Origin of the sequence: Kocuria dechangensis (assembly GCF_014636775.1) — a bacterium.
Classification (GTDB): Bacteria; Actinomycetota; Actinomycetes; order Actinomycetales; family Micrococcaceae; genus Kocuria; species Kocuria dechangensis.
This window is the reverse complement of record NZ_BMEQ01000046.1, coordinates 1-14,996: the sequence shown is the minus strand read 5'-3', so window position 1 is coordinate 14,996 and position 14,996 is coordinate 1. Positions and strand designations below refer to the sequence as shown.

Below are 14,996 nucleotides of genomic sequence, written 5' to 3'. Positions count from 1 at the left end.
CGCAGGGTGGTGGACTTCCCGCACCCGGACGGGCCGACCAGCACGAGGAACTCCCCGTCGGCGATCTCCAGGGACAGGTCGGTGACCGAGGGCCGGGCGGCCCCGGGGTACTGGCAGGTCACGTTGGCGTAGCGCACAGAAGACATGATCAGTCGTTCCTTTCGGAGGCCCCGCGACGTGCTGCGCGGGGTGGGCCAGGGGTGGGGGAGCCGGGACGGCTCCGGGTGCGGATCAGGAAGTGGACAGCCAGGCGGTGTGGTCGGGCGGCAGCAGGCCGTCGGTGAGAGGGCCGCTGCAGATCAGGACCTCCGCACCCCCGGGCAGCGGACAGGGGACGCCGGAGAGGTTGACGAGGCACCGGAATCCGGGGCCCCGGTCGAAGGCCAGACAGTGGGCAGGGGCGTCGGCCCAGGCGAAGTCGGAGCCGCGCAGTCCCGGGTGGTCGCGCCGCAGGCGCAGAGCGTGGCGGTACATCTCCAGGGTCGAGCCGGGGATCCCGTCCTGGGCCTCGACCGACAGCCGTCCGAAGCTCTCGGGCTGGGGGAGCCAGGCGCCGCCGTCGCCGAAGCCGAAGGAGGTCCCGGTGCGGGTCCAGGGCAGAGGCACCCGGGCGCCGTCACGGCCCTTGAGGGTGTGGTTGGTGCGGTACCAGACCGGGTCCTGCAGTGCCTCGCGGGGGATGTCGGGGACCTCGGGCAGACCCAGTTCCTCGCCCTGGTACAGGTACGGCGAGCCGGGCAGGGCCAGCATCATCAGGGTGGCCGCCCGCGCCCGGTCCAGCCCCAGCGGGGTATCGAGCACCGGGTGCCGGCCGTCGGTGATCAGCCAGTCGTCCGGGTCCGTGCCCTCGGGCAGGGCCAGTCGGGAGGCGTGCCGGGGCACGTCGTGGGAGGACAGCACCCAGGTCAGCCCCCCGCCGGCGCCGGCATGTCCGGCGATGGCCTGGTCGATCACGGCCACGAAGCGGTCACGGCCCCACGGGGACTTCAGCAGGGAGAAGTCGAAGACCTGCCCGAGTTCGGTGGGGCGGGCGTAGAGGTAGGTCCGCTCGTTGGCCGGGGACCAGGTCTCGGCCACGGCCATCCGGGGCGGGTCGTACTCGTTGAAGACCTCCCGCCACTCCTGGTAGATGGTGTGCACCTCCTCGCGGTCGTAGAGGGGGTCGGTGCCGTCCAGGGGCAGCATCCGGTCCAGGTTGGGCTGGTCGCGCAGGGGGTGGGAGAGGTCCTTGGCCAGGGAATGGGCCACATCGATGCGGAAGCCGTCCACGCCCCGGTCGGCCCAGAACCGCAGGGTGTCCTTGAAGTAGGCGCGGACCTCGGGGTTCTCCCAGTTCAGGTCGGGCTGTTCCTTGGCGAACAGGTGGCAGTACCACTGCCCCGGGGTGCCGTCCGGCTCGGTGATCCGCTCCCAGGCCGGCCCGCCGAAGTGGGAGACCCAGTTCGACGGTGGGGTGGCCCCGTCGTGTCCGGTGCCGTCGCGGAAGATGTAGCGGTCCCGGGCCGGGGATCCCGCCGGGGAGGCGAGCGCTTCCTGGAACCACGGATGCTGGTCGGACGTGTGGTTGGGGACGATGTCGACGATGATCTTGATCCCCAGCCGGTGGGCGGTGGCCACGACCTGGTCGAAATCGGCCAGGGTGCCCAGGCGCGGGTCCACGTCGCGGTAGTCGCTGATGTCGTAGCCGCCGTCGGCCAGCGGGGAGGGGTAGAAGGGGCTGAGCCAGATCGCATCGACGCCCAGGCGGGCGAGGTAGGGCAGGCGGTCCAGCAGCCCGCCCAGGTCCCCGATGCCGTCACCGTCGGAGTCGGCGAACGACCGGGGGTAGACCTGGTAGACGACCGCGGTGCGCCACCAGTCCGGGTCGGCGGCAGCGGTGACAGCAGTGGCAGCGGTGGGCAGGGTGGAGGAAGTGGGCACGAGGGCTCCGTCCGTGGAAGAGAAGCGAGAGAAGCGGTGGGAGGACGCGGGAGACGGGCGGCTGCGGTGGCCGCCGGCGGCACGGGGCGCCCCGGCTCAGCCCTTGACGGATCCGGCGAGCATGGCCTTGACGATGTGGCGCTGGAAGAAGAGGAAGACCAGGATCATCGGGGCCATGATCAGCAGGGATCCGGCGTTGAGCAGGACCACGTCGGTGGAGTACTGGCCGACGAAGTTCTGCAGGGCACCGGCCATGGTGCGTTTCTCCGGATCGTCCATCAGCACGATCGCCAGCAGGAACTGGTTCCAGGTGGAGATGAACATCAGCAGCGCCAAGGACGCGATCGAGGGCAGGGCCAGGGGCAGGTGGATGGCGCGGAAGGACTGCCAGGCGTTGGCCCCGTCCATGCTCGAGGCCTCGGAGAGCTCGGCCGGTGCGTTGAGGAAGTGCGCGCGCATCCAGAACACCGCGAAGGGCATGTTCAGTCCGATCAGCGGCAGGATCAGCCCCAGGCGGGTATTGAGCAGGCCCATGTCCCGGATCTGGTAGTACAGCGGGACGATGGTGACCTCGAAGGGCAGGGTCAGACCCAGCAGCAGGAGCATGAAGAAGATCGCCCCGCCCGGGACGCGCAACTGGCCCAGGGCGTAGCCGGCCATCGTGGCCAGCAGCACCCCCACGGGCACCACGCCGAGCACCAGCAGGAGACTGGAGCCGGCCAGGGTGGTAATGTCGGCGACCTTCCAGGCGTCAACGAAGTTGTGCCACTGGGGGTCCGCGGGCCAGCTCAGGCCCAGCGGGACGCTGCCCTGGGGCTGGAGCGCGGTGGAGAGCATGCTCAGCAGCGGGAAGACGGAGAAGGCCATGGCCAGCAGCAGGAGGGCCACGCCGGGGATCTGGGTGCTCTTGGAGGTCTGCATGGTCACTTCTCCCGGAAGAACTTCTGGAGGGGCAGGATCACGGCCAGCACGAGCGCGCTGAGCACCAGGGCCAGGGCCGAGGCCAGCCCGATGCGGGACTCGGTGAAACCGAGCTGGTACACCTGGACGCCGGGGACCATCGTGGAGTAGCCGGGTCCGCCCTGGGTGGACATGAACACGATGTCGAAGCTGGCCAGGGCGGCGATGATGGTGATGGTCACGCAGACCCCGATCTCCTGGCGCAGCCCGGGCAGCGTGATCGCCCGGAAGGTCTGGAAGAACCCTGCCCCGTCGAGCTTGGCCGCCTCGTAGAGGGAGGCGTCGATCTTGCCGATGCCCGACATCAGCAGGATGGTGCAGAACCCGAGGTTGATCCAGGTCCCGATCAGTCCCACCGCCGGCAGCGCCCAGCCGGCGTCCCCGAGCCAGGCGCGGGTCACGGCCTCCAGCCCGATGACCGTCAGGAACTGGTTGACCGCACCGGTGGTGGCGTACATCCAGCTCCAGGCGATCGCCGCTGCCGCGGCCGGGATGACGTAGGGGATGAACAGCAGGGTCTGGGCCAGCTTGCCCAGGCCCTTGCTGCGCAGCTCCCGGATCAGCCCGGCGACCAGCAGGGCGATCGAGACGGGGATGACGGTGAAGAAGATGATCAGGAAGAAGGCGTGCCCGATCGAGGACAGCAGCTGCGGGTCGGTGAAGACCCGCACGTAGTTGTCCAGGCCCACGAACGTGCCGACGGTGATGCCGTCCCAGTCGTAGAACGAGTACTGGATCGACGTGGCCAGGGGGCGCAGCACGAACACCGCGTACATGATCGCCGCCGGGGCCGCGAACAGCCATCCGATCCAGTTCTTCCTCCGCTTCTTCCTCCGCCTCCGCGGGCGGGGTGCCTGCGCGTCACGGTCGACCCTCACGGGCTGCTCCTCCCGAGGAGGGGCGGGCAGGGTCAGGCCTTGCAGCGGTCCGGTGGACCCGTCGAGGGAGCTCATCGGCCCAGCTCGTCCTCGTACTTGGTCTGGACAGCGCCCAGCAGGTCCTCCGGGGTGGTGGATCCGTCGACCAGGCGCTGGACCTCGGAGTTCCAGGTGGTGGTCAGGCCGTTCGTGGCGTTCTGCACGAACTGCACCTGCCCGTCGGCCTCCACCAGCCGTGCGAAGGCCTCCTGGATCTGGGCCTTGACCGAGCCCTCCTCGGTCGTCGGGACCTCGCCCTCGCCGGAGGGGGCGAAGCCGGCGTCGGCGACGACCTGGCGGGCCTCCTCGCTGCGCAGGAAGTCCAGGAACGCGGCGGCGGCGTCCTTGGCGTCCGATCCCGCCGGGATGGCGAAGTTCGAGGCCGGGTCCGACATCGTCGCCGGTTCGTTGCCCTCGGGGGCCGGGGGGAGGAAGAACCCGACGTCGTCCCCCATCTGCTCGTCCAGGGCGGCGGCGTCCCAGTTGCCGGATGCGTACAACAGGGCCTCGCCCTGGGCGAACCGGCCCAGCGCCCCGGTGGCGTCGGTGCCGTTGGTGTCCGCGGGGAAGTACCCGGCCTCGGCCCAGTCCTGGACCGTGGCCACGGCCTCGGCTGCCCCGGGGGTGTCGACCGTGGCCTCCGGGGCGTGGAAGACCCACTCGTTGATCGACCCGGCGCCCAGGGCGTTGTTGAGGAGCATCTGGGTGGTGGTCATCACCTGGCCGGTCTGGTTGCCGGCCATGATCGGGACGATGCCGGCGTCCTTGGCCTCGGCCAGCAGACCCTCGAGCTCCTCCACGGTCTGCGGGGGTTCGGTCATGCCGACCTTCTCGGCCAGCTCCTTGTTGTAGTAGAAGCCGGTGACGGTGAAGCCGTCCGCCATCGTGTACTGCGGGCCTTCACCGCGCACTCCGTTCTCGTCCACCCGGTACTGGGCCAGCTGACCCTCCGGCAGCTCGTCCCAGCCGTAGGCGTCGGCGTAGGCGTCCAAGTTGGTCAACAGCCCGTCGCCGGCCACGTCGGACAGGGCGATCACCCGGGCGATGTCCGGCGGGTCGTCCGAGGCCAGCACGCGCGGGGCGTTCTGGGCCTGCACGTCATCGGGGTCGTAGCGGCCGGTGATGGTCACGTTCGGGTGCTTCTGGGTGAACGCCTCGATCAGCGCCTCGTCCTTGGCCTTCAGCCCGGCCCCGTCGTAGAGGGTCAGCTCGACCGGCTCGTCGCCCAGCTCGGTGGAGACCTCCGTCGGGGCGGTCTCCGAGGCGGCCGGCTGGGAGCCGCTGCCCGGAGGTGCGCAGGCGGCGAGGGCGAACAGGGCGCACGCCCCCAGCCCCAGAACACGCAGTTTCGTACCCACGGTGCCCGCGGAATGGGGGGTCACCAGATGCTCAGTCATGTGGAGCTTCCTTCCCGGAGGAGTCGATGCGCCCCGTCATTTCGGAAGCGCTTCCGAACATGATGTAGGACACATTCGAGGGAGTCAACCCCCTGCCAGAGGGGGTAAGAAGGAGGGGTGATCCGCTTCGTCAGCTCTTCAGGGGATTCCTGCTCGTGTGTTGGGAAACGCTTCCGAGGGCTCTACACTGAGGCCATGAACTCCTCCAAAGCCGTCGGCCTGGCCGACGTGGCCCGTGAGGCCGGGGTTTCCCTGGCCACCGCCTCGCGGGCGCTCAACAGCGCCTACGGCGTGGCCGCCGCCACCCGGGAGCGTGTCGCCGAGGTCGCCCGTCGTCTCGAATACGTCGCCTCCCCGGAAGCCTCGCGCCTGGCCACGGGGACCACCCGCACCATTGCCCTGGTGGTCCCCCACATCGACCGCTGGTACTTCGGGGAGATGGTCAACGGACTCGAGGAGATCCTGCGCGAGGCCGGCAACGACGTGCTGCTCTACCACGTCGGAGACCCTGAGGGGCGTCACGCGTTCTTCGAGCACCTGCCGGCCCGCCGCAAGGTGGACGCTGTCGTGGTGGTCGCCGTGCCGATCACCGACCACGAACGACGCCGCCTGGAGCTGATGGGCGTCACCATCGTCGCCGCCGGCGGCCAGGACGCGACCTACCCCTATGTCTCCATCGACGACGCCGCCGCCGTCCGCCAGGCCACCGAGCACCTGCTGCGCCTGGGGCATCGCCGGATCGCCACGATCACCGCCGTCGACCCCGACCGCGTCGAGCAGCCGGCCCGCCGCGGGCGCACGCGCGGCTTCTACGAGGCCATGGCCGACGCCGGGGTCACCGTCGACGAGGAGCTGGTCGTCACCACGACCTGGGGCGGGGTCCAGGCCGCCGAGGCCATGGAGAAGCTGCTCAGCGTCCGCGAGCTCCCCACTGCCGTGCTGGCCCACTCCGACGAGATGGCCCTGGGCGCGATGCGCACCATCCGACGCGCGGGACTGCGCGTGCCCGAGGACATCTCCGTGATCGGCATCGACGACCACCCCCTGGCCGAGCTGGTGGATCTCACCACCGTGCGCCAGCCCGTCCGTGACCAAGGCATGCACGCCGCGCACCTGCTGCTGGCCCTGCTGCGCGGGGAGGACCCCGACCGGGCGCAGAAGCTGCCCACCCGCGTCGTCGTGCGCAGCACCACCGCCCCCGCCCGCAACGACCAGCCCAGTCCTGCACGCCCCGCGACGGGGGCCACCCAGCACTAACCGGAACCGGGGAGGCCCCGTCCCGCAGCACGGTGCCGCAGGCAGCCGGGAAGCAGGGCCCCTCGGCGCGACCGCTTGATCCCCCGTGCTCCTCGCCTCGGGGCGCCCCTCAAGAGGCGGGGCGTCCTGGCCCGTCGTCCGCCCTCGACACCGGGGCGGGTCCGCGGGGGCCCGCACGGTGGGGTCAGTCGACCCGGTGGGTGCCGAGCCGGCGCACCATCTGGGGGTCGTGGTGGTCGAAGAACTGGGACTCACCGGTGTCCAGGCCGGCGATCTCGGTCATCTCGACCTCGGTGAGGTCGAAGTCCTGGGAGGCGAAGTTCTCCGCCATGCGCTCGGGCCGCACCGACTTGGGGATCACCACCACACCGCGCTGGGTGAGCCAGCGCAGGACGACCTGCCCGACGGTCCGGTCGTGGGCGGCGGCGATCCTGCTCAGCACGGGGTTGGTGAACAGGTTGTTGCGCCCTTCGGCGAACGGGCCCCACGACTCGATCTGCACCCCGAGCTCGATCATCAGCCGGTGGTAGTCGTGGTTCTGCCGGAAGGGGTGGGTCTCGATCTGGTTCACCGCCGGGGTGATCTCGCTGTGGGTGATGAGGTCCACGAGCCGGTCCGGGGGGAAGTTCGACACCCCGATGGCGCGCGCCCGGCCCTCGGCGTGGATCCGCTGCATGGCCCGCCACTGGCTGTAGTAGTCGCCGTAGGGCTGGTGGATCAGATACAGGTCGACGTGGTCCAGGCCCAGGCGGCCCAGCGAGGCCTCGAACGCGCGCAGCGTGTTGGACTCCTCCCCGGGGTCCTGCACCCACAGCTTGGTGGTGACGAACACCTCCTCGCGGTCGATGCCGCTGGCACGGATCGCCGCACCCACGGCTTCCTCGTTGCCGTAGGCGGCGGTGTCCAGGGAGCGGTATCCGGCCCGAAGTGCGTGGAGCACGGCCTGCTCGGTGTCCTGGGACGGGATCTGGTAGACCCCGAAGCCGAGGATCGGCATCTCTGCACCGGTGTTCAAGGTGACGTTCTGCATGGTGCGGTGGTTCCTTTCGACAGGGGAAGGTCGGTGAACGAGGGACGATGCCGGCCGCCGCGGTTAAGGTTCCGTCGTGCGCTCGCGCCGTGGGCTACTCGCGGGTGGTGGCGGCCCAGCTGGCCAGGAGGTTCAGGGCGTCCTGGGCGGGGGAGCCGGGTTCGGCCGTGTAGGTGATGACCGTCAGCCCCGGGTCTGCGGGCAGTTCCATCACCTCGTAGTCCAGATCGAGGTCGCCGACGACCGGGTGGTGCAGTCGCTTGGCACCGGTGCGGTGGTAGCGCACGTTGTGCGCCGCCCATCGGGTGCGGAAGCGATCGCTGCGGGTGGACAGTTCCCCGATGAGGTTCGACAGCGCCCGGTCCTCGGGGTGGCGCCCGGCCTCGGCACGCAGGATCGCCACGGCGTCCTCGGTCACCTGCTCCCAGTCCCGGAAGAAGACCGGGGCCTGGGGGTCCAGGAGGGTGAAGCGGGCGGTGTTGGCCGGCTGGGCCGGGCTGGACAGCACCGGAGCGTACAGCGCGGCGCCCAGGCGGTTGGTGGCCAGGACGTCCAGGCGCCCGTTGCGCACGTACGCCGGGGCGCCCGTCATCGCATCCAGCACCCGCTGCACCCCCGGGCGCACCCGCTGAGCCGGGGGCCGCTGCCGGGCGCCGGAGGAGGAGCCGGCGGTGCGGGCCAGGGCGAACAGGTGGGCTCGCTCGGCCTCGTCCAGCTGCAGCGCCCAGCAGATCGCCTCCAGCACCTCCTCCGAGACGCCCCGGAGGTTCCCGCGCTCCAGGCGGGTGTAGTAGTCCACGCTGACCCCGGCCAGCATCGCCACCTCCTCCCGGCGCAGCCCCGGCACCCGCCGGTGGGCCCCCCCAGGCGGGCAGCCCGGCCCGCTCCGGGGTGATCCTGGCCCGGCGGGTGGCCAGGAACTGGCGCACTTCGGCGGTGTGGTCCATGGCCTCCACGCTAGGACCCGCCGGGCAGCTGAGGGAGGGTCTGCCAGTACCTGGAACAGCAGGGCCTCCCATGATGCGGCGGCGATTCCCCGGAGGACCTTGCCCGCGGGCGGGCCCGGACCACCCGATATGGGTCGGCGCGGAACGTGCCCGCGCTCGCCGATAGGCTGGAGCTCACTCGTGAGGGGCAGGAGGTCGAGGTGGCCAGGACGACGGTGGCGGGGACGACGGTGGCCGCGGTGCTGGCCGAGCTGGCCGCGCTGGAAGACCCGAAGGTGCGCGCGGTGAACGAGAAGCACGGTGACGACCACGGCGTGAACCTCGGCAGGCTGCGCGGGCTCGCGAAGCGGCTGAAGACGCAACAGGACCTCGCGTGCCGGCTCTGGGAGACCGATGACACCGCGGCGCAGTTGCTGGCGATCCTGATCTGCCGCCCGAAGGCGTTCGCCCGTGAGGAGCTGGACGTCATGGTGCGCCGGGCGCGCACCCCCAAGGTGCACGGCTGGCTGGTGAACTACGTGGTGAAGAAGAGCCCTCACGCCGACGAGCTGCGCCTGGCGTGGTCCGCCGATCCGGATCCGGTGGTCGCCAGCGCCGGCTGGGCGCTGGCCACCGAGCGGGTGGCGAAGAAGCCCGAGGGCCTCGACCTGTCCGGGCTGCTCGACGTCATCGAGGCGCAGATGCGAGACGCCCCGGACCGGCTGCAGTGGGCGATGAACCACTGCCTGGCGCAGATCGGGATCGAGCACCCCGAGCACCGCGCCCGTGCCATCGACATCGGTGAGCGCCTGGAGGTGCTCAAGGACTACCCGACTCCGGCGAACTGCACGTCCCCGTTCGCGCCCATCTGGATCACCGAGATGGTGCGCCGGCAGCACCGTCAGTAGGCGGGACCTCGATCCGGCCGGACACCCGGGGACCGGGCCCGCACCAGGCTTCGCGGCCCGTCAGAGCACTCCTGTGGGCGGCACACCGCATGCACCGGTCCATGACGGCGGCCCGGTGGAACAAGTCGGTGACCAGGGGAGATGCCAGGGGTTTGCACATCCTCGTGCCCTACGGTGGAAGCACCTCCCCGGCGAGGTCAAGCAGTCGGCCCTCTGGGGTGGCCCTGCCATGAAAGGTCCTGGCCATGAGCCGCACCGTCTCCGTCCTCGTCCGCATCGACCGCACCGGCAACGCCGTGACCCTGGCCGTCACCGGGGAGCTGACCGCCGCCGACGAGCCGGAACTGACCCGGATGACCGAGCGGGCCCGCACCCTCTTCCCGGACGCCACCGTCACCGTGGACCTCAGCTCGGCCCGGACCCCCAGCCCCCAGGACCCGCAGTGGGAGAACACCAACCACCGCGGCGACGGCGAGCCCGAGATCAGCAACTCCCCGGATCCTCCCCGCGCCTGAGCGGGCCCACCGGGCCGCGACGCAAGTCCTCGAACCGTTTCGGTGAAGCAGTCGCGACGGCCGTTCTAGGGCAGGGCCAGGCGGAAGACCTTCGCCCAGGCGGAGCCGACCTGCTTGTACAACGGGCCGGTGGTGTAGGGCAGGCCGTAGCGCTCGCAGATCTCGCGCACCTTCACGGCGACCTCGGCGTAGCGGTTCGAGGGCAGGTCCGGGAACAGGTGGTGCTCGATCTGGTGGGACAGGTTGCCAGTCATCAGGTGCATCAGCTTGGACCCGGAGATGTTGGCCGAGCCGATCATCTGCCGCACGTACCAGTCGCCGCGGGTCTCGCCCTGGATCTGGGCCTCGGTGAACGTGTCCGCCCCGGCCGGGAAGTGCCCGCAGAAGATCACGGCGTGCGCCCACACGTTGCGCACCGCGTTGGCGGTGGCCGTGGCGGTCAGGGCCTGTTTCCCCGAGCCGCTCACGATCGCCGCCAGGAGCGGGGTGGCCACATAGTCCTTGGCGATCTGCTTGGCGAACTTCATCCCCAGAGCCTTCAGGGCCCGCCGGAACTCGGCCTTGGACTTGGTGCCCTCCCGCACCTTGTCGAGCTCCAGGTCGTAGAGGGCGATGCCCCACTCGAAGACCGGGGCCAGCAGCGCGTTGTAGAGGGGGTTGCCCAGGTTCTTCCATCCCCACGGCTGGTCGGGGTTCATGCGCAGGATCGTGTACCCGACGTCGCGGTCCTTGCCGATGACGTTGGTCCACGTGTGGTGCAGGTCGTTGTGGGTGTGCTGCCAGGCCTCGGCCGGGGTCACGAAGTCCCACTCCCAGGTGGTGGAGTGGATGTCGGGGTCGCGCATCCAGTCCCACTGGCCGTGCAGGACGTTGTGGCCGATCTCCATGTTCTCGATGACCTTGGCCACGGTGAGCATCGAGGTCCCGGCGGCCCACGCGCTCCTGCGCTTCGAGAACAGCAGCGTGGCGCGCCCGGCGAGCTCGAGGGAGCGCTGAGCACGGATGACCCGGCGGATGTAGGCGGCGTCCTTGGCCCCGCGGTCCTCGATCACGGCGGCGCGGATGGCGTCGAGCTCCCGCCCCAGCTCCTCGACCTGCTCGTCGGTGAGGTGCGCGGCGGCCGACGGTCGAACACCCGGTGCGCCGTCCGGGGCCCGTGACGGTGCTGGGGCCGGCGCCGGGCGGGCTGTGGGTGCGCTCCGGCCGGAGGAAGCGGTGGGGGACATGGGTCGTCCTTTCTGCGGGGATCAGATGTCGAGGTTGACGGGTCCGGCGGCGGCGGAGATGCAGGTCTGCACGAGTTCTCCCGGCTCGCCGTGGACCTCCCCGGTGCGCAGGTCCCGGACCTGGCCTGCCCGCAGCGGCACCAGGCAGGACCGGCAGATGCCCATCCGGCACCCACTGGGCATCACCACCCCCGCAGCTTCTCCGGCCTCGAGGAGGGTCGTGGAACCGTCGGCCTCGACCTCCTGGTCGGACCGCTCGAAGGTCACCCGGCCGCCCTCCCCTCCGGCCCCGGGCAACAGGACGGGGGAGAAGCGCTCGACCCGCAGCTCGCCCTCCTCCCGGTCCCAGAGCGCCTCGGCGGCGTCGAGGAAGTCGGCGGGCCCGCACGCGTAGGCCGCGCGGTCGCGCCAGTCGGGGCAGGCGGCGTCGAGGTCGGAGGTCGTGGTGAGGTCGAGGCGGCGGCCGCGCTCACCGGTGAACCACTGCACGAGGCGGAAGCCGGGGAACTGGTCCGCGAGCTCGGCCAGTTCTTCGGCGAACAGGGCCTCCTCGGGACAGGGGGAGGAGTGCACGAGCACCACGTCGGCGTCCGGGCGCCGCGGGACGAGGGTGCGGATCATCGACATGACGGGGGTGAGCCCGCTGCCGGCGGTGAGCATGAGCAGGGGCCGGGGGTGCTCGGGGAGCACGAAGTCGCCCTCGGGCGGGGCGAGGAACAGCACGTCCCCGACCTTCGTGTTCCGCACCAGGGCGGTGGAGACGGTGCCCATGGCGGTCACCGTGATGGCCGGGTCCTGGCCGGCGCCGGTGCTCAAGGAGTAGGAGCGCCAGTGCCGCACGCCGTCGATCTCGACGCCGATCCGCGCCCACTGGCCGGCCTCGTGCGGGTTCCAGCCCTTGCCGGGGCGGAAGCGGATGGTCACGGAGTCCGCGGTCTCAGGCTCCACCGCCGTCACCAGTGCGCGCAGCTGCCGGGCGCTGGAGAGCGGGTCGACGAGGCGCAGGAAGTCCTGCGGGGAGAAGGGGGTGGTGAAGGCCGACGCCAGGCGGGACAGCACACGTAATCTGACCATGGCACAAATATCCCGCAGGACACCGGACTAATCTCGTGCCATCAGCTCCGATTCAACCCGCAAATGTGTGGCGGCATGATGAAAGTGAGGACCCGTGCCGGAGCCGGATCGCAACTTGCCCTGGACGGCGCTGCCCCCGTCGCTGCCTCCCGTGGTGATGCGGCACCTGCCCGCCGTGACCGAGGAGCTGCTGGAGGCGGCCCACCACGACGTCCCCGTCTACGCCGTTCCCCTGGAGGGCCCCCTGCGGGATGAGATCCGGTCCGGGGTCGAGGTCGCCCTCACCCGGTTCCTGGGCCTTGCCGGCACCCACCAGCCGGCACTGCAGGAAGAGGGCCGGCGGGTCTATGAAGGACTCGGCCGGGCCGAGGTGCACCAGGGGCGGCCGATGGATGCGCTGTTCGCCGCCTACCGCTCGGGCGCCCGCACCACCCTGCGGTCGCTGTCGCGGCTGGCCGTGGACGCCGGCTTCGAGGCCTCGGTGCTGATCGCCCTCACGGAATCGGTGTTCGCCTACATCGAGGAGCTCTCCGCGGCCAGTGCCCAGGGATACGCCGCCGAACAGTCCGAACGCGCTGGGGAGCGTGACCGGCTGCGCGCCACGGTCGTGGAGATGCTCATCCGTGGCCACGGCGACGAGGAGGCGGTGCGCGCCGCCGCCGTGGCGGCCGGATGGACCCTGCCCGAACGGGTCGTGGTGGTGACGCTGACGGCTGCTCGGCACACCGGGCTGGGGTCCCGGCTGGGGGAGGCCGCCCTGCTCACCTCCCGTCCCGGTGACGTCGTGGCAGTGCTGCCGGCGCCCACGTCCACGACGCAGCGCCAGAAGCTGGAGCGGGTCCTCACCGGACGAGGGGCCGTGGTCGGTCCCGCCCGGCCCTGGCGTGCTGCTCCGGATTCTCTCCGGCTGGCGGTACTGGCCCGGGACCTGCTTGCCCGCGAGGCCCCGGACCCTGAAGGACCCCTGTGGGTGGCCGATCACCTCCTCACCCTGGTCCTGCACGCCGAACCGACCCTGCTGCAGGACCTGGCCACCCGACGGCTGGCACCCCTGGGCACGCTGCGCGCCGGGCAGCAGGAACGGCTGCGCGCCACGCTGCTGTCCTGGCTCAAGCACCACGGTCACCGTGCGGCGATGGCCGCCCAGCTGGGGATCCACGAACAGACCGTCGGCTACCGCATCAACCAGCTGCGCGAGATCTTCGGCGAGGACCTCAACGACCCCCAGGCCCGGTTCGAGCTCGAGCTCGTGCTGCGTGCCGGCGAGGGCGAGACCGGCCCCTTGAACTGATGGGCGGAGCCGGCAGATCCGGGGAAGGACCACCCGGGGCACCGGTCACCCGACCACGCTCAGGGCCGACGGTGCGGACTCGACGCGGATGCGGGTGTGGGCCGGGGCGGAGCGGACCTCCCCGTCGAGCTGGTAGGGGATGGGTTTGAGCGTGGTGAACTCGTAGCGGGCCACGCTGGGCTGATCGCCCAGGCCCGTGGTGGTGGCGCGGGCGGCTTTGAGCAGCACCTTCCACTTGGCGGTGTGCGGGAAGAGGATCACCTCGAACTTCCCGTCGGCCGGGCGGTCGGCGGCCTCGCTGAGGGTGGCGTACTTGGCCATCTGCGGGATGTTGGCGAGGATCAGGCTGTCGATCTTGGCCCGGGTGCCGTCGGTGTGTTCGATGCGGAAGGGCCGGTACCTCGCGAAGGTCCGCACCACCGAGACCAGCTCCTTGAGCGCGCCCTTGTTGCCCTTCTCCATGTCGATGGCCACCACCGGGGTCAGCCCGAACCCGATGTAGGAATGCGCGTAGACCGCCTCCGCGCCCGGCCCGTCCCCGACGGTGAGGTGCAGCAGGTCCATCTGACGCACGTGGCCGGCGGCGACGGCCTGGGGAAGGGGCCGGCGGGCGGTGGTGCGCTGGTGGTCGTTGGCGTTGCCCGCGGCGGCCACCGCGCACACGGCGTCGGTGGATCCGGCGGCCATGACCCCGTTGACGACCTCGTGGTAGCCCCCGTCGCCGCTGACCGAGACCACCAGTGCGTTGGGGGTCGCGGCCGCCTGGCGGGCCAGGTCCACGGCGTGCCCGGCGTGGGCGGTGGGCAGCAGCCGGATGTCCACGATGTAGGGCAGTTCTTCCACCAGCTGCTCGCGCAACCGGGCGGCCAGTTCGGGGGCGTCGCCGGTGCTGTGGGGATTGAAGATCAGCGAGATGGAGTCGAAGCGGCGGGCAGGGCTGGTCATGGTGTTCCTGTCGATGAAGGTCGGAGCGGCATCAGGCGGCGTCGCGGGCGTCCAGCTCCGCGCCCACCTCGGAGCACCGGTCGATGGTGGCCGGGTGGGGTCCGGCGGGGTCGGTGAGGTAGTCGTGGTCGAGCTGGCGGATGATCCGGGAGTGCAGCACCTGCAGGGCCGCCATTCCCAGCTCCGAGAGGTCCTCCGGGAAGTCCCCCTCTGGGCCCAGGCGGCTGCCCGGTGCCGCCGGGGCCGGGACCGGGGTTCCTGTGCCGGGCCTGGAGCGGGGCGGGAAATCGTCGTTGCCGGTCGACTCGGAGGTGGCGATGGTGGTCATGAGAACTCCTGGATGCAACGGGTCGAACGGGTCAGGGGTCGAGCGGGTCTTGGGTCCAGCGGGTCAGGCGTCGAGCTGGTCGGGACGCACCGCAGCACCCGTGAGTGCCCCGGCGGTGTTCGGGGCAGTGCCCTGGGCCGGCGCGGTCGGGGGGCTGGATGGCGAGGGCGTGGCCTGGAGCTGGGCGGCGAGTCCGCCGAGCAGGATGGTGATGCCCGCCTCGAGCTCGCCCGCCCCGTCGTAGTCGGCCAGCACCGGGGCCATGGCGCGCAGGCGGGGGAAGGAGCGGGCGGGCAGGCGGT

At 71.1% G+C, this 14,996-nt stretch carries 15 protein-coding genes and 1 pseudogene; 4 read left to right on the top strand and 12 right to left on the bottom strand.

Annotation, left to right across the window (positions count from 1 at the left end):
• From IEW07_RS19950 to IEW07_RS19930, 5 genes are all read right to left on the bottom strand, one after another.
• On the bottom strand, positions 1 to 146 hold a 146-nt coding region (locus IEW07_RS19950), incomplete at its 3' end, for an ATP-binding cassette domain-containing protein (protein ID WP_188540423.1).
• An 85-nt stretch (positions 147 to 231) separates the two neighbouring features.
• The gene (locus IEW07_RS19945) at positions 232 to 1,920 is read right to left on the bottom strand and encodes a glycoside hydrolase family 13 protein (protein ID WP_229742007.1); all 1,689 of its coding nucleotides are present in this window, start codon (positions 1,918 to 1,920) and stop codon (positions 232 to 234) included.
• 96 nt (positions 1,921 to 2,016) lie between these two features.
• The gene (locus IEW07_RS19940) at positions 2,017 to 2,841 is read right to left on the bottom strand and encodes a carbohydrate ABC transporter permease (RefSeq protein WP_188540420.1); all 825 of its coding nucleotides are present in this window, start codon (positions 2,839 to 2,841) and stop codon (positions 2,017 to 2,019) included.
• Between the two features lie 2 nt (positions 2,842 to 2,843).
• Positions 2,844 to 3,833 (bottom strand): carbohydrate ABC transporter permease, encoded by a 990-nt coding sequence (locus tag IEW07_RS19935; RefSeq protein ID WP_188540418.1) that lies wholly within the window; start codon positions 3,831 to 3,833, stop codon positions 2,844 to 2,846.
• Positions 3,830 to 5,194: an ABC transporter substrate-binding protein gene (locus IEW07_RS19930; protein ID WP_188540416.1), complete on the bottom strand. Its 1,365-nt coding sequence runs from the start codon at positions 5,192 to 5,194 to the stop codon at positions 3,830 to 3,832. The genes IEW07_RS19935 and IEW07_RS19930 overlap by 4 nt, the downstream gene beginning before the upstream one ends.
• 195 nt (positions 5,195 to 5,389) lie before the next feature.
• Between IEW07_RS19930 and IEW07_RS19925 the strand changes: the two genes are divergently transcribed.
• Positions 5,390 to 6,451 (top strand): LacI family DNA-binding transcriptional regulator, encoded by a 1,062-nt coding sequence (locus IEW07_RS19925; RefSeq protein ID WP_188540414.1) that lies wholly within the window; start codon positions 5,390 to 5,392, stop codon positions 6,449 to 6,451.
• Positions 6,452 to 6,635: 184 nt separating this feature from the next.
• On the opposite strand, the gene IEW07_RS19920 is transcribed toward IEW07_RS19925, so the two are convergent.
• Positions 6,636 to 7,481 (bottom strand): aldo/keto reductase, encoded by an 846-nt coding sequence (locus IEW07_RS19920; protein WP_188540412.1) that lies wholly within the window; start codon positions 7,479 to 7,481, stop codon positions 6,636 to 6,638.
• Between the two features lie 94 nt (positions 7,482 to 7,575).
• Positions 7,576 to 8,298, bottom strand: a complete 723-nt coding sequence (locus IEW07_RS19915) for a helix-turn-helix transcriptional regulator (RefSeq protein WP_308738250.1) — start codon at positions 8,296 to 8,298, stop codon at positions 7,576 to 7,578.
• Between the two features lie 330 nt (positions 8,299 to 8,628).
• Here IEW07_RS19915 and IEW07_RS19910 point away from each other — a divergent pair, with 330 nt between their 5' ends.
• Positions 8,629 to 9,315, top strand: coding sequence for a DNA alkylation repair protein (locus IEW07_RS19910; protein ID WP_188540410.1), 687 nt, complete (start codon positions 8,629 to 8,631; stop codon positions 9,313 to 9,315).
• A gap of 245 nt (positions 9,316 to 9,560) precedes the next feature.
• On the top strand, positions 9,561 to 9,830 hold the full coding sequence (locus tag IEW07_RS19905) for a hypothetical protein (RefSeq protein ID WP_188540408.1): 270 nt from the start codon (positions 9,561 to 9,563) through the stop codon (positions 9,828 to 9,830).
• A gap of 65 nt (positions 9,831 to 9,895) precedes the next feature.
• Here the strand turns inward: IEW07_RS19905 and IEW07_RS19900 are convergent, their stop codons facing one another.
• The gene (locus IEW07_RS19900) at positions 9,896 to 11,056 is read right to left on the bottom strand and encodes a fatty acid desaturase family protein (protein ID WP_188540406.1); all 1,161 of its coding nucleotides are present in this window, start codon (positions 11,054 to 11,056) and stop codon (positions 9,896 to 9,898) included.
• Between the two features lie 21 nt (positions 11,057 to 11,077).
• Positions 11,078 to 12,130: a ferredoxin reductase gene (locus IEW07_RS19895; RefSeq protein WP_188540404.1), complete on the bottom strand. Its 1,053-nt coding sequence runs from the start codon at positions 12,128 to 12,130 to the stop codon at positions 11,078 to 11,080.
• Between the two features lie 94 nt (positions 12,131 to 12,224).
• Here IEW07_RS19895 and IEW07_RS19890 point away from each other — a divergent pair, with 94 nt between their 5' ends.
• Positions 12,225 to 13,421 carry a PucR family transcriptional regulator gene (locus IEW07_RS19890; RefSeq protein ID WP_229742006.1) on the top strand — a complete coding sequence of 399 codons (1,197 nt, stop codon included), beginning with the start codon at positions 12,225 to 12,227 and terminating at the stop codon, positions 13,419 to 13,421.
• 45 nt (positions 13,422 to 13,466) lie between these two features.
• Here the strand turns inward: IEW07_RS19890 and IEW07_RS19885 are convergent, their stop codons facing one another.
• The 3 genes and pseudogenes from IEW07_RS19885 to IEW07_RS21295 all read right to left on the bottom strand — a co-directional run.
• Positions 13,467 to 14,366, bottom strand: a complete 900-nt coding sequence (locus tag IEW07_RS19885; RefSeq protein ID WP_188540401.1) for a diacylglycerol/lipid kinase family protein — start codon at positions 14,364 to 14,366, stop codon at positions 13,467 to 13,469.
• Positions 14,367 to 14,397: 31 nt separating this feature from the next.
• Positions 14,398 to 14,694 (bottom strand): hypothetical protein, encoded by a 297-nt coding sequence (locus tag IEW07_RS21300; protein ID WP_229742005.1) that lies wholly within the window; start codon positions 14,692 to 14,694, stop codon positions 14,398 to 14,400.
• A 63-nt stretch (positions 14,695 to 14,757) separates the two neighbouring features.
• Positions 14,758 to 14,996 (bottom strand): annotated as a pseudogene (locus IEW07_RS21295) (hypothetical protein); the annotation flags it as partial.